We start from the raw sequence: 12,787 nt of genomic DNA on the forward strand, positions 1-12,787 counted from the left end.
GTGGTGACTGCACTTCGGCTTTGGCGTCTTCGAGTTGGGTGTGAAGCCTCATCGAAAATGGGTCAGGTGGGTTGGTCCTCGCCTACATCCCAAGGCACTTCCACCAAGGGAGCTCCCGCATGATCCAGCGTGCGCCCATGCCCCCCAGGCCCCGGCACACCCCGGCCTGAGCGCGGACGTACCCCAGCGCGGCATCGCCGCCCTGGCCCAGCAGAAACCCCTGGCAGCCCCGCCGACGACGCCTTCGACACAGCCTTTCGCAGCTGGGATCGAAGCCGAGCTCACCATGACGCGGCGCTACTCACCACAGGCCCGCGCAAACTCACCAAAGGTCGTCGCCGAACTGTGATCCCGCAGGTATTCCCGTGGTGAGTGAACCGGTGAGTACTCCCCGGTTCAGTGAGGCATCCCCCGCACCCCCAGCAGCGCACCCGCGGCCCAACTCATCACCTGACCCTGAGAAAGCAGGCACCCATGCCCTCGCTCCCGCAGCGGAACGTCACCAACCAGTTCGCCCCCGCCCTCCTCGACACGGGAAGCCTCGCGACCAGCCTCACGGTCGGTGTCGCCACCGCCTACGCGGCCTGGGACACCCTCACCCCCGCCCACTGGTTCGGCGATCTGCGGATCGTCGTCGCCGGAGCGCTCTTCCTCATCACCACCGCAGCCACCGACAACCTCCTCAGTATCGTCCTCGCCCCGCTGCGCCGCTCCCTGTACAGCTCCAGCCCCGCAGCCACGGCCAAGGCACTCCCGCCGGTCGCACTGACCGCCGACGAGGGCCTCGCCCAGATCGCCGCGGCGACTGCCGCCGACGCCGCGCACCGGGCGGCGAACACCGCGTACTCCGTCGACCACGGCCAGCTCCTGAACAAGGCGGAGCGGTGGCACGGCTACGAGGACGGGGACGCCATGTTCCACATCGCCCCCGGCGCAGTCCTGTTCTTCACCTACATCCAGGGCCGCTACCCGCACGCCAGGTTCACCCTGCTGACCAGCAAAACGGACGAGCAGATCGACATCCATACCATCAGCGACGTCCACCGCCACCTCACCAGCCGGCCCATCCCGGATGCCGCCGCGCCGAAGGCCCCCAGCGTCACCGCAGTGGCCGTGGAGCCCACCGTCGACAGCCCCGCCTTCTGAACGAGGACCGACGTGCCTGTGTGCCGTCCCAGCCCGCACCCGGGCCGGGACGGTGCACAGGACCGGCCAGCCCGGCCCCCACCCACACAGCAGGAAGAGGGGCCCGTATGGACAACCAGGCCTCGTAGGAAGCGCTCCGGGCAGCTGCCGAGGCCAAGCGCCATGCAGCCGAACGGCTCACCCAGGCAATCGCCTACGCCGCCTGGCGAGGCGGCGGAGCCTGACCTGTCCCTCCCCCGGCCGCCCGCCGAGCCGGCCCCCTCCGCCACCTCTCCTGATGCGAATTCCCCAGCCATCCTGAAGGAGCACGACCGTGACCTTCCAGCTGCTCGACACGACCATCCCCCTACTGGCAAGTGCGGCTATTAGAACTTGCGGAGTTCCCAAGGGGCGGAGGGCTACGTCGACAGGGCCGGGCAAGACGGAGCCCCTGTACGGATCAGTGAGCTTTTCAGCGTGGCCACCGATCGGGTGTCGGTGGTGCGGGTGAGGGCAAGGCCCGCAACGGACAAGCCCCGGCGCCATTGAGCTGTCTGGCAGAGCGCTGAGGCTGTTCAGCCACTACGGCAGCGTGCTGGGCCAGCATCTATCCGGCCGACCACGGCGGCGGATCCTCGCGGGTCGCCGGTCTCCCCCAGCGGCTTCTGCTGCGGCCTTCAGCGAACGGCCAGTTCCATAAAAGCCAGCAGGTCCGGTTCAGGTGCCGGGCGAAGGGTGTCGCCTACCAGCGGGTGCAGCAGCGTGACCGGCAACGAGTCCGGCCCGGCCCGGAGTGCCGGGTCGACTCGACACTCCCTCCCGTCGGCGGTTGGGGCCCGCAGTGGCGGGGAGAGCGTTGTCGATGAGGACGGCGGCGATCGCGGCGGCGGTGGGGAAGGCATCGGCGTCGAGGACCCGGGTGCGGGCAGCGGCGCCATCGATGAGCAGGGCGAGCTGCTCGCCGAGCTGTTCAGGGTCGGCGGCGCCGGCTTCGCGGGCGGTGTCGGCGAGCCGCGCGGCAACGGCCTTCTTGTAGTCGCGTGCGTACTGGGACGCGGGGTGCTGGGGGTCGTGGAGCTCCACGGCGGCAGCGATGTACGGGCACAGGGGTGTGTCTGGGGAGATGTCGAAGGCAGCGAGGAGCCGTTCGCGGGGTGTGAGGTCGGTGCGGTCGAACACGCCGGACAGCACGGAGGGGTCGAACCGGCGCAGGTACTCGGCGACAAGTTCGTCCTTGCCGGTGAAGTGCTGGTAGGCCGTGCGCTTGGACACCTCGGCCGCCGCGCAGAGCTCGTTCATGCCGGTGCGGTTGATGCCCTGCTCGCGGAACAGTTGCTGGGCCGCGCTGATGATGCGCTCGCGGGCGCCCCGGCCGCGGCGGCTACCCGTGGGGCCCTTTTCCAACTCCGTCATGGGTCCACTGTACCGCAGCTAGGTAACGACCGGTGTACATAGCTTGCGCCCCGGCCACCCGCCGCGTACGTTAAGCACACCAGGCGGTGTACTTAACTCCGTCGCCCCAGGCACACACGGCACCACCGACCCAAGGGAATGACTATGGGAAAGCTCGACGGCAAAGTCGCGGTCATCACAGGCGGCACCACCGGCATGGCGCTGGCCGGCGCGAAGCTGTTCGTCGACGAGGGAGCGCACGTCTTCATCACCGGCCGCCGCCAGGACGCCCTGGACGAGGCCGTGAAGCAGATCGGTCGCAACGTCACCGGCGTCCAGGGCGACGCCGCCAACCTCGACGACCTGGACCGCCTGTACGACACCGTCAAGCGGGACAAGGGAAGCCTCGACGTGCTTTGGGCCAGCGCCGGCGGCGGCGCGCCCGCCCCGCTCGGCGAGATCACCGAGGCCCAGTTCGACACCTGGTTCGGGCTCAACGCCCGCGGCACCCTGTTCACCGTCCAGAAAGCCCTCCCGCTCTTCAACGACGGCGGCTCCATCCTCATGACCGGCTCCAACGCCTCCCTCGGCGCCTTCCCCGGCTGGAGCGTCTACGCCGGCAGCAAGGCCGTCCAGCAGGCATGGGCCCGAATCTGGCTCAACGAACTCAAGGACCGCCGTATCCGCGTCAACGTCCTGACCCCCGGCCAGGTCGCCACCGCCAAGCAAGCAGAGCTTTTCGACGAGGCCACCAAGCGCCAGTTCGAGTCCCTCATCCCCCGCGGACAGATGGGCCGCCCTGACGAAATCGCCACCGCCGCCCTCTTCCTCGCCTCCGACGACTCCAGCTTCGTCAACGGCATGGAACTCGTCGCCGACGGCGGCACCACTGCCATCTGAACCCAACAACACGCACCAGGACAGGACACCTTATGAGCAACATCAGCATCATCGGCACCGGGAACATGGCCCGCACCATCGGCGCGCGAGCGGTAGCGGGCGGCAACACCGTCGAGATCATGGGCCGCGATCAGTCCAAGGCCACCGACCTCGCCAAGACTCTCGGCGGTGCCGCCACGACGGGAGAATGGGGCACCGCCCCGGCCGGGGACATCGTCATCGTCGCCCTGCTGCACGACGGCGTCGTACCGGCCGTCGCCCGGTACGGAGAAGCTCTCGGGGGCAAGGTCATCGTCGACATCAGCAACCCCTTCAACTCCACGTTCGACGGGCTGGCCCACCGCGAGCAGACCTCGATCGCGCAGGAAGTCGCCAAGACGGCACCCGCAAGCGCCAGCGTGGTGAAGGCGTTCAACACCGTCTTCCGCCATGTCCTGGAAAAGGGTCAGCCCGACGTCTTCCTCGCCGGTGACAATGCGCAGGCCAAGGCAAGTGTGGAGGCGTTCGTCGAGAGCCTCGGGCTGCGCCCGCTGGACGTCGGCGGTCTGACAATGGCGCACTGGCTGGAAGGAGCGGGCGTGGTCACCGTGGGCCTCGCCAACCACGGGGTGGGGAACCTGGACTTCGCCCTCGGCATCACCGAGCTTCCCGTCTGACCGGACGGTTGACGGAACACCGCAGGGGCTCGTCATGAGGCTTGGTTTCACACTTCCCATCATCGGGCCCGCTATCCGCAGCGCCGCTGGCCTGAGCGCGTTCTGCCGCGGAATCGAGGACCTTGGCTACGACCGCTGTGGGTCGGCGATCGCCTGGTCCAGCCGGTCGAGATGCACAGCAACGGGTCGGGGGACGAGTATTCCATCGTGTTCTCGGCGGCCGGGGTGTACGTGCGCGGCTTCTGCCATGAGTCTCCGATGAGCCCGTACGGAAATGATGGCGAGCCGTGGCCTGGAGTGATCGACGAGGTCCCCGAGCTCTTCAGGCCCTTCGTCGAGGAGCCGGCGTTCACCGACGAGGACGACGTACCGGTTGTGACAGCCTGCTTGTGGCGGGGAGGGACGGACGATCGGTGGCACCACGGCGCGATCGGGTTCCCCTTCAATGCTGTCGATCCCGATGGGGCGACGAGCCTGTTCGAGCTCCTGGTCGACCGTTCGCCGGTAGCGTTCCAGCGCTTTGCCGAGGATTATTACGAGGTCTCCGTGGACCTGGGGGCAGTGAGCCATGTGTTTGCCCTGCGGCCGCTAGGTCAGGAGCTTGTGTCGCTGCTGAACTCTGAGGTCAGCCTGACGGACCTGGCTCAGGACGTCTCCGAGATTGGCTATCCGCAGCCAAACCAGGAGCCAGCCTGAGCGTCAGTTAGGGGCACGGGCGTCAATCGATGCGGACAAGTGCTTGGCGTGAGTGTCGAGCGTGCGCTTCTTCCATACCTTCGCCAGTGTGGTGCGGTGCGCAGCTCTCCTCGAGTTCGGGCTCGTGCTTCTTCCGCACGTACTTGTGGATCAACCTTTCCCTGGTCGTCATGCTCAGCCGCGAGCGGTGCAGCGCCTCGGCATGAACCGCCCGGGTCGCCTCGGCGAACTCCGGAATGAGCGACGGGTGGCGGGACAACTCGCGTGTCCAGCGGCCGTCGGCCAGCCCCACCAGGCCTTCCTCCGCGAATGCGGCCGCCGTCCGCCGCAGCGTGCGCTCGCGACCTGCCCGAGTCCGAGGAACTTCGCGTTCTCGCTCGGCAGCGCGGCCAGCTCAGCGACCTCTCGTCACTGCGCTGAGTCAGCGTCGTGCGAGCCGGATCGAACTGCAGGCGAGGCTCGCCCCCCTCGGCCCAGAACACATTGACGCTGCGGTAATCGGTCTCGGTCTCCAGCACGTGAGCCGGCCGGATCCGGGCCCGCCGCTGGTCCTCCTCGTCCAGGTCCTCGAACCGGACCGTCTGCTGCTTGCCGCCCATCAGCACCCGCCTACCGGGTAGACCCACATGGCATCTCCGAACGGCTGGCACAGATCCACAGCCAGACGCCGGCGCCCGAGCAGATGAACGACATGGGCCTGGACAACCGCCAACACCTGTGGCTGCAGCACCAGGTCCCCGAACTGCCGTGGCTGCCGCCCCAGCACCTCGACGATCTGATGCTGCAGCCCGAGCCTGTCCGTCATCGGCCGACGCCGGGCCGACAGGGGGTCAACCTGCCCGGGCTCGTGCCGGGCAATCACCTGCACCCGGTACGGGCGGAGCCAGGGGCGTTCAGGTGGTCCCGGCCTACGAGTTGGCCGTGCCGGCATACGCGATGGTGAGGACGGTCATCGTCGACGAGTCATGGCCGAGGAGGATCACCGCAGTGACGTGGCCCTGGGCGACGGTGCGGACGATGCCGTCGTCCTGCCCGTACGGCTCCGAGTACGCGATCGGGTCCTGCTGGGCGTCGACCAAGGCGAGCGCGAGGTCTCGCCGGGCGAACTCGGGAAGCTGCTTGTACGTGTCGAAGACGTCGGTCGGGAAGTGGAGCCGGTAGGTCACGCCGCTCCCCGGCTGCGGTCGTTGCGGTTGTCCTGGTGCGGCTCGGCGTCCCTCAGCACGTCGGCGGTGACGTCCCTGATCTCCAGGTTGTCAGGGAGAACACCGCGCGTCTTCATGTGCATGCGGGCGGCCTCGATGAGTGGCCGGGCCGACTCGAGTTGCTCGGCGGCCGAAGCCCACCCGTCGAGCACGGCGGGCAAGTCCTCGATCGGAGTGAGGTTCACGTCCTGGAGCAGCTGCTGCCGGGACGCCGAGTGCGGCAACGCGACATGCAGCCGGTCCACAGTCCAGTCCTCGTGCGCCATGTACCCCTCCTGCGGTCACGCCCGGACAACCAGAATAGCGCCAAGGAGCCAGCCGTTGCCCGTCATGACGATGCACGGCGTTGGACCGGCGATCACTCCTCACCGGTCCAACGTGATCCGGGGCGGCCCAGCCCCGGAACGTGCAGGCCGCAAGTACCAGCGCCTCACAGCCCCGAGCCGTCAGGGGCGGCAAGCCGGCTGGTGTGCCTTCGGGTGTCATCGCAGGTCAAGGACGGCCGCGTGGAGCTGCTCTTGCGCCGCATGGAGCGAGCTACGAGCGGCGACACCTCCGATACCTGATCCGCGTGCGAAGCACCCGATTCCCGGTCCTGCCGGCGCTCGGAGACAGGTGGCACCGAACGCTTCGTGGGGTCGGGGAGCCGGTTGAGCAAGCGAGGAAGGGCATGGCGGAGGGCACTCAGGCAGTCCCGCCACGCCCTCTGTCGTGCAGTCAGGAACGGCTGGAAACGAGGGCTCTCCGGTTGGTCGAGCCAGGTGCGGTGCGGCATCCAGGTGCGCAGATTCAGCACGTCTGCTGCCTGGTGCTGTGACCGCATAGGTCCGCCGGGTTGGGTTGGGCCAGGATGCGAGCACCGCCTGATCTTCGACGGGTCGTAGAAGTGCCGGGCCGGCGGTTAGTTCGCCGGATTGAGGCGGGGCCAGTCGGCAGATAGCGTGTAGCGCCAGCCCGGCCGCCAGGCGGGCGGTGCTTGGAGCAGTTCGTCCAGCGGTGTTCCAGCGAGCAGGTGCTCCAACGCCCATCGGTTGGCCGAGTGGGCGATCACGAGGATTCTGCTGCCGTCCCATCCGGTGGCAATGTCGTGGAGGAAGGCGCGGGTGGCCGTGGCGACCTGGCGGTAGCTCTGCCCTCCGGGAAACGGTTCGTCGATGTGCTGGGCTCGTTGGGCAGCGATGACGGAGACAGGGTGTCCGTTGAGCTCACCGTAGTTGCATTCACGTAGTCGGAGGTCCCGGCGAATCGGGGGCCGGCCGTCGGGGAACGCGATCCGGGCTGTCTGGACGGCTCGGTGCAGGTCGGAGGTGAACACTGCAGCGAAGCCGTCCCCGGGCCGGCGCTCCCCCAGCTCCCGGGCCTGGCGGCAGCCCAGGTCCGAGAGGCGGCCCGGGAGCCAGCCGGTGGCGATGCCGGCCTCGTTGTCGGTGGTGGTGGCGTGGGTCTCGTAGACGATCTTTACTGCCATCAGGGCTCCTGCATGTCCTTGACGGGCCAGGCTGCACGGGCAAGTGGTCGGCTCCCCACCATGGCACCGCCGACCCGGTGAACCTAAACAGTCAGAGCACTAGCCTTCTGCGACCTCCAGCGCGGGGCGGGTGATCGCCTCCCGCGCCTCGGCGACGAAGACCCGGTTGAAGACGCGGCGTTTCCACGGTTCGGTCCGGTGCTGCATGGTGAAGGTCAGACACGGGCGGGCGTTTCCGTGAGACGACGGAGGGCCTGGCCTGCCCGAGCCCGGGCTCAATCGGCAGGCAGAGCCTCCTGCATAGCTTTTGCGGTGACAGTCGGGTCGTAGCCTTCGGGAACGCCTTCGACCAGGATGATGTCGCCCTCGACGTGCCGCGAGCGCAGCGGTGCGATCTCCTGGTAGGCGGGTGAGTCCCACCAGGCCCGCGCCTCGGCAATCCCGGGGAAGCCGATCACCACGACATGCCCGGGCCAGTTGCCCTCCTTCACCTCGTGCTGCGTGGCGTGCACGAGGAAGCGGCCGCCGTACGGCTCGAAGGTGGCAGGTATGCGCTCGACGTACTCGACGATCTCCGAGTGTGGAGTGGCCTCTTGCAGGTGAGCTATGGCGTAGGCGGGCATGGCGTCCTTCCGGTCGGTCGGGCTTCGTACACAGATGATCGTGGCATCCAGATGCGCAGGGGTCGATGACCTGGCAGGTAATCGACTCGCCCGGCAGTACGCCGTAGACTTTGTGCCCGAACGCTGCCCTGCGTGTCCGGGAGGAATAGTCAAGACCTGTGGATTGCGTCAGGTCGGTTGCTGATCCGGATGTTGCAGTCGGCAGCTTGCTGCATTGCGAACGCGGCGACTTCGCCCCTGCTCAGCGAGCAGGCTGAGGGCCTCGGCTGAGGTGACGATCTGTGTGGCCGATGCTGTGCGCTGGAACCAGTCGGATGCGGTGGTGACTTGCTCGGCGGTCCACGGCTCGTCCAGCCCGATTGCCCTGAGCAGGGTCCACTCGCGCAGACGGCGAGTGAGGAAGGGACGGTCCCCGATGACCGTGGCCATGCTGTGGGCCCAGGCGGTGAACGCCGGGTCGGTCAGCAGTTCGGAAGCCCGGCACTCAAGATGGCGGTTGACCGCGGCCTCCGCCATCGACAAGACCGGGTCGCGCAGCACGGTGGCCACCAGGGCGGCTTCGTCCGCCTCCGAGACGTCTTCCAGGTCGCCTGGACTTCAACCGGTACGTGGAACGGCTCATTTCCGAGGACACCACAGGCGCTCGCGCCGCCGGTATGGCCGCCGCCCAGCGTTTGGTCGACATGCACGGCGACTTCCTCGACGGCCTGGAGACCGACCTCGACGCGGAGCACGCACCGGCCACGCAGGACCGGGGCGCCGCTGCGTGAGCATGTCCCTGCACGTCGACCTGTCCTGGATTCTCGAAGCCGCTGAGCGGGCCGGAAAGCATGATCCGGCACCCGACGACCTCGGTGTCCCGCTCGCCGCCGTTGCACGGCATCGTGCCGAGCTCCTCGAGCAGCCCGTCTACGGCGGCCCCTACGGGCACGCCGCCGCCCTCGTCCACACTCTCGGTCGCTGCCGCTGGCTGGAGCACTCCAACCTCACCGTCGCCTGTGCCGTGGCGGTCATGTACCTCAACGCCAGCGGGATCCCTGTCAACCCGGGCCGCGACCAACTCGCCGCCCTGGCCCGAGAGCTCTACAACCCCCGCTGTACTGCGGCGAGCATCGCCGAGCAGCTGCGTACCTGGCAGGACTGACGCAGGCTGGTGGCCCCTGAGGGCTCCCGCTCCTCCTGCTAAGGAGGATGCCGACGGCCGCCACGGAGGCGACACTTCCCTCTGCCCCTGCGCATCACCAGGGCCGCCACGTCTAGGTGGCAGCAACCACGAAGATGGTTGGCGGTCCGCGAATGATCCGCCCGGAGTGGGTGGGCCCTATCCCGGAAGGTTCACCGCATACTCGTTTCAACGTGTCGGGTTCCGAAGCCGACACCTGTCGTCGATGTCGCCGCCGGCTTCGAGGTGCTCGTCGAAGCCTCGTTTCGTCGCCGGCCAGGGTGCCGACGGATGCGCCGTGTCCGCGATCTCGCCTCACCTGCCCGCAGTACTCGCCGAGGACCGACCTGAAGGCTGCCGCTGTCACCTGGTCCTTGCAGCGCGCGGAGGACGGCGAGGCCATCGACACGGATCGCCTCCGAGATCCTCAACGATCTGGATGTTCTCGTCAGCAGCGCCCCACGCCAGGGCAAGGGCGTCCACGGCTGGGTCGCATAGGGGTTCATGTGCGGAGCCAGATTGCGACCCGTGTCAGGGTGGTGATGCCGAGGAAGGCGTAGCCGCGTTTGTCGTCGCGCGTGGCGAGCTGTCGGTATTCCATCCCCTTGTCTCGCGGGATGCCCAGAAGCGCGAAGAACGCCTTCATCCTCCTTGGGTTATCACGCCGTGATAGCCCAAGGGCTCCCCCGGGCCTCGAAAGGCCCACCAGCTCAGGGCTGGACAGCAAGGTGATCCCCCTGCCCTCCATGGCAAGACGCCTCTGCTCTACACGGCCCCCAGCTACTCCCCTGCCTGGCCGGTACTTTGCAGGTCTCCGATTCCGTTCCCGTAGGGCGTGGCAGAGCGAGTACCGCGCCACCGTCTCCCCAGCCGTGATCACCACCAGCAGCGACCGCAGAGCACCGTCGTCCAGACGCGTGGATCATCAGGGCTATCCAGAGACATGCGGCCACTTCAGCCCAAAGCCCTGACATCGAAGTCATGCCTAAGCACGGGCTCAGCGTGGCCGGCGATGTCGACCGGCTGCGGGTCCCCCTGAGCCGGTGCGTCGCCCGGGTTTGGCGTACAGCCGAACCCTGGCACATGGGCAAGGCCAGCACCGGCATCCAGGTCCGGTGGGCGCACCGCCCGGCGACCTATCCTCTTGCTGGGTCGGCTGACATGCTGCTCACCGTGGTGCGGTGGGCGCAATACGGCGGCTGTCCGGAACAGCTCCTCGTTCTCTTCCCCAGAGTGCCGGTGGTCACCAAAAGTGCTGATTGCCACTCAGGAGGCACACGTGTCCTGGTAATGGCGAGGACCGGATGATTGGGTCCGAGTTCCGCTCGGTCACCGACCCTTCAGTGTTCCCGCCCCCCACGCCCCGCCTCGGTGTCCGATCCGGCAGCAACGGCTCCATCTACGCCCACTGCGCACGAGGCAGCGGCCGCCCACTGTTCCGGCTACTGAGGTTTTCAAGGTGGGGTCGGCGGGTTGATTGCCAGTCCTGTGGCGGTGAGACAGCCGTCGATGAGACGGAGCCGGAGTTGGATCCTGCGCAACTCGCTGCGGAGCTTGCGATCGAGGTCATCGGGCGTGGTGAAAGCGGTGTTGGCCATTGCTCTCCACCCGAGTGACCAGCAGTACCCCAGTCGCGCACAGCCAGCCGGCCGCGCCCCCGCGCCAACCCCGCCCCGTCGCAAGCCTTCCCGGGACCACTCGGGACGAGTACACATGATATGGGCAGCCCACACCCGAACGGGCGCCCAGAAACCGCGCCCAAGGGGACCCGATGAAGGCCGTTATCGCGGACATCAACCAGCACAAGCGCCGCCTCGCCCAGCACCCGTTCCTGTGCCACCTGACCGACCGCGACAGCGACCCAGTCGAGCGGATGGCGTTCGCCCCCTGCTTCGCCCCATTCGTCATGGGCTTCGCGGACATCAACACGATGGGCCTGCGCGACGAGAACGCGGAGCATGACCACCTCCAGCATCTCGTCAACGAGCACACACGCGAGGACGACCACCACTGGCCCATGTACCTCGACGACCTCGCAGCCTTCGGCCACGACGAGCCCGCCGGACCCGTCGCCACCATCGCCGCGCTGTGGGGCGAGCAGACCGCCCGTACCCGAGACGCCGCCTACACGATCATGGGCTTGGCCCGCACATCCACTCCGCCGCTGCGAATCGCCATAGTCGAAGCCGTCGAAGCCACTGGCTTCATCCTCTGGGGCGCCTTCCTGACAGCCGCCACCGACTACACTGCCGCCACCGGTCGCGCCCTGCGCTACTTCGGCCTAGAGCACGCCGAACTCGAGACCGGCCACGCCATGGGCACCGACGACATCGACCGCGAACTGCGCCACATCGACCTCGGCGACGCGCGGCCCCAAGCCCTGGCCAACACCGCCACCGTCTTCGCGAGCATCCACGGGATGCTCGACGACTTCGCCGACTACCGCTCCGCCACCTGACCGCCCCACGCCCCCTGGAGCTCACCGCCGTCTTGGCGGACCGCCACCCGGAGGTGCCCCTGACCCACGAGGTGACCCCTCGGCTCCCCCGTAGAAGTGCTCGCGGAGGCGGCCGAGCACGCGCTCGCGCTACTAGATGGGCCGCAGCACCTGATCAGGCTCTCGGGAAGCAGCCCTGGCGTACTCCGCGAAGTCCGCGTTGCCGAGCGCCAGGTCCGCCTGGACGCCGTGCGCTGCGGCGGGCAGGACTCGAAATTCCCTGGGCTCCGGCGACTCGATGAGTTCCTGGTAGTAGAGGGGTCAAGGTCGCTCTCGTCCTCCCAGTCGGTCGACAGAGCCGGCAACGCCCGCGTTGGCGACTGCATCGTTTCGCGGTCAGCGAGGAAGATGACACTCGGTTCCTCATCCTCTGCGGCGGCAAGAACCTCGTCAGCCGTTGCTCCCGACCAAGTCGGCGCATCGACCAGCTGCACTCTCGCGGGAAACTCACCACCCGGCCCCCACGGCCGGCGCAACTCCCCCACCACCACATTCCACGACTCGTCGTCGCTAAAGTCGGTCCTGATGACGAGGACGTCGAGCAAGTCGCGTCCGACCTCAGGAAGCACTCGCTCAAGGCCCTCCGGCATCGTCATGTCCAGGAATCTCCCACGCTGCACTGACGTCCAGCCACTGCGGGAGTGATCCAGGGGGAACGTCCCAGCCGGAGTCTCAGTCCAGGCCGACGCACGATGCCAGAGTTGCCTGTCAGACGGCGAAACTATCCGGATGTCAGGGGAGTGGATGGCTGCCACCGGGCTCGACGTATCACGCCGTGATAGGGCGCCAGCCGTCCCGGACCTATCACGGCGTGATAGGCCACTGTCCTGTCTCGTCGGGCGCGGACCGTTCCCCGATGGTCGAAAACTGACCTGCTGGCCTGCGGTCCAGGACCTCCTCGATCCGGTCCAGTTTCGCCTCGCGCTCCGGGTCGGGTGACACCTTCCACGCCTTGGCGCGCTGGAAGGTGACGCCGCGGCGGGCAAGGAGGCGGCGTGACGCCTCGCGGCCCAAGCACGCTGACCCAACCCGGTGAACCTACGCGGGCACAGCACTAGATGAG

Annotated in this window: 17 protein-coding genes and 2 pseudogenes; 7 read left to right on the forward strand and 12 right to left on the reverse strand. The window is 67.9% G+C overall.

Annotated elements, in window-relative coordinates:
- The first annotated feature begins 474 nt into the window (after positions 1 to 474).
- A complete protein-coding gene (locus ACFWVP_RS19455) occupies positions 475 to 1,146 on the forward strand; it encodes a hypothetical protein (protein ID WP_384498150.1) in 672 nt (223 codons plus the stop codon).
- A 696-nt stretch (positions 1,147 to 1,842) separates the two neighbouring features.
- Here ACFWVP_RS19455 and ACFWVP_RS19460 read toward each other — a convergent pair.
- A complete protein-coding gene (locus tag ACFWVP_RS19460; RefSeq protein ID WP_384498152.1) occupies positions 1,843 to 2,538 on the reverse strand; it encodes a TetR/AcrR family transcriptional regulator in 696 nt (231 codons plus the stop codon).
- A 144-nt stretch (positions 2,539 to 2,682) separates the two neighbouring features.
- On the opposite strand from ACFWVP_RS19460, the gene ACFWVP_RS19465 reads away from it, so the two are divergent.
- The 3 genes from ACFWVP_RS19465 to ACFWVP_RS19475 all read left to right on the forward strand — a co-directional run bounded on the left by ACFWVP_RS19465 (position 2,683) and on the right by ACFWVP_RS19475 (position 4,769).
- On the forward strand, positions 2,683 to 3,417 hold the full coding sequence (locus ACFWVP_RS19465; protein ID WP_384498154.1) for an SDR family NAD(P)-dependent oxidoreductase: 735 nt from the start codon (positions 2,683 to 2,685) through the stop codon (positions 3,415 to 3,417).
- Between the two features lie 32 nt (positions 3,418 to 3,449).
- Positions 3,450 to 4,073, forward strand: a complete 624-nt coding sequence (locus ACFWVP_RS19470; protein ID WP_384498156.1) for an NADPH-dependent F420 reductase — start codon at positions 3,450 to 3,452, stop codon at positions 4,071 to 4,073.
- Between the two features lie 171 nt (positions 4,074 to 4,244).
- Positions 4,245 to 4,769, forward strand: coding sequence for a hypothetical protein (locus ACFWVP_RS19475; RefSeq protein WP_384498158.1), 525 nt, complete (start codon positions 4,245 to 4,247; stop codon positions 4,767 to 4,769).
- A gap of 22 nt (positions 4,770 to 4,791) precedes the next feature.
- Here the strand turns inward: ACFWVP_RS19475 and ACFWVP_RS19480 are convergent, their stop codons facing one another.
- The 7 genes from ACFWVP_RS19480 to ACFWVP_RS19510 all read right to left on the reverse strand — a co-directional run bounded on the left by ACFWVP_RS19480 (position 4,792) and on the right by ACFWVP_RS19510 (position 8,614).
- Entirely contained in the window at positions 4,792 to 5,061 is a 270-nt protein-coding gene (locus ACFWVP_RS19480) for a hypothetical protein (protein ID WP_384498160.1), read from the reverse strand.
- A gap of 306 nt (positions 5,062 to 5,367) precedes the next feature.
- Positions 5,368 to 5,574 carry a hypothetical protein gene (locus ACFWVP_RS19485; protein ID WP_384498162.1) on the reverse strand — a complete coding sequence of 69 codons (207 nt, stop codon included), beginning with the start codon at positions 5,572 to 5,574 and terminating at the stop codon, positions 5,368 to 5,370.
- Between the two features lie 103 nt (positions 5,575 to 5,677).
- Positions 5,678 to 5,935: a hypothetical protein gene (locus tag ACFWVP_RS19490; protein WP_384498164.1), complete on the reverse strand. Its 258-nt coding sequence runs from the start codon at positions 5,933 to 5,935 to the stop codon at positions 5,678 to 5,680.
- The gene (locus ACFWVP_RS19495) at positions 5,932 to 6,240 is read right to left on the reverse strand and encodes a hypothetical protein (protein WP_384498166.1); all 309 of its coding nucleotides are present in this window, start codon (positions 6,238 to 6,240) and stop codon (positions 5,932 to 5,934) included. The genes ACFWVP_RS19490 and ACFWVP_RS19495 overlap by 4 nt, the downstream gene beginning before the upstream one ends.
- Positions 6,241 to 6,875: 635 nt before the next feature.
- The gene (locus ACFWVP_RS19500; protein WP_384498168.1) at positions 6,876 to 7,442 is read right to left on the reverse strand and encodes a histidine phosphatase family protein; all 567 of its coding nucleotides are present in this window, start codon (positions 7,440 to 7,442) and stop codon (positions 6,876 to 6,878) included.
- A gap of 275 nt (positions 7,443 to 7,717) precedes the next feature.
- Positions 7,718 to 8,065 carry a DUF1330 domain-containing protein gene (locus tag ACFWVP_RS19505; RefSeq protein ID WP_384498170.1) on the reverse strand — a complete coding sequence of 116 codons (348 nt, stop codon included), beginning with the start codon at positions 8,063 to 8,065 and terminating at the stop codon, positions 7,718 to 7,720.
- A 168-nt stretch (positions 8,066 to 8,233) separates the two neighbouring features.
- The gene (locus ACFWVP_RS19510) at positions 8,234 to 8,614 is read right to left on the reverse strand and encodes a hypothetical protein (RefSeq protein WP_384498172.1); all 381 of its coding nucleotides are present in this window, start codon (positions 8,612 to 8,614) and stop codon (positions 8,234 to 8,236) included.
- A 59-nt stretch (positions 8,615 to 8,673) separates the two neighbouring features.
- Here ACFWVP_RS19510 and ACFWVP_RS19515 point away from each other — a divergent pair, with 59 nt between their 5' ends.
- Together ACFWVP_RS19515 and ACFWVP_RS19520 are read left to right on the forward strand one after the other, a co-directional pair.
- Positions 8,674 to 8,835 (forward strand): hypothetical protein, encoded by a 162-nt coding sequence (locus ACFWVP_RS19515; RefSeq protein WP_384498174.1) that lies wholly within the window; start codon positions 8,674 to 8,676, stop codon positions 8,833 to 8,835.
- A 2-nt stretch (positions 8,836 to 8,837) separates the two neighbouring features.
- On the forward strand, positions 8,838 to 9,209 hold the full coding sequence (locus tag ACFWVP_RS19520; RefSeq protein WP_384498380.1) for a fic family toxin-antitoxin system, toxin component: 372 nt from the start codon (positions 8,838 to 8,840) through the stop codon (positions 9,207 to 9,209).
- Between the two features lie 520 nt (positions 9,210 to 9,729).
- Here the strand turns inward: ACFWVP_RS19520 and ACFWVP_RS19525 are convergent.
- Complete coding sequence (locus ACFWVP_RS19525; protein ID WP_384498176.1) at positions 9,730 to 9,873, reverse strand: hypothetical protein; 144 nt, start codon at positions 9,871 to 9,873, stop codon at positions 9,730 to 9,732.
- A 1,125-nt stretch (positions 9,874 to 10,998) separates the two neighbouring features.
- On the opposite strand from ACFWVP_RS19525, the gene ACFWVP_RS19530 reads away from it, so the two are divergent.
- The gene (locus ACFWVP_RS19530; RefSeq protein WP_384498178.1) at positions 10,999 to 11,685 is read left to right on the forward strand and encodes a hypothetical protein; all 687 of its coding nucleotides are present in this window, start codon (positions 10,999 to 11,001) and stop codon (positions 11,683 to 11,685) included.
- Positions 11,686 to 11,817: 132 nt separating this feature from the next.
- Here ACFWVP_RS19530 and ACFWVP_RS19535 read toward each other — a convergent pair whose 3' ends face one another.
- From ACFWVP_RS19535 to ACFWVP_RS19545, 3 genes and pseudogenes are all read right to left on the reverse strand, one after another.
- Positions 11,818 to 11,964 (reverse strand): DUF6924 domain-containing protein, encoded by a 147-nt coding sequence (locus ACFWVP_RS19535; protein ID WP_384498381.1) that lies wholly within the window; start codon positions 11,962 to 11,964, stop codon positions 11,818 to 11,820.
- Between the two features lie 101 nt (positions 11,965 to 12,065).
- Positions 12,066 to 12,320 (reverse strand): annotated as a pseudogene (locus ACFWVP_RS19540) (DUF6924 domain-containing protein); the annotation flags it as partial.
- Positions 12,321 to 12,531: 211 nt separating this feature from the next.
- Positions 12,532 to 12,738 (reverse strand): annotated as a pseudogene (locus tag ACFWVP_RS19545) (hypothetical protein); the annotation flags it as partial.
- Positions 12,739 to 12,787: the final 49 nt, after the last annotated feature.

Source organism: Streptomyces sp. NPDC058637 (assembly GCF_042717325.1).
GTDB lineage: Bacteria > Actinomycetota > Actinomycetes > Streptomycetales > Streptomycetaceae > Streptomyces.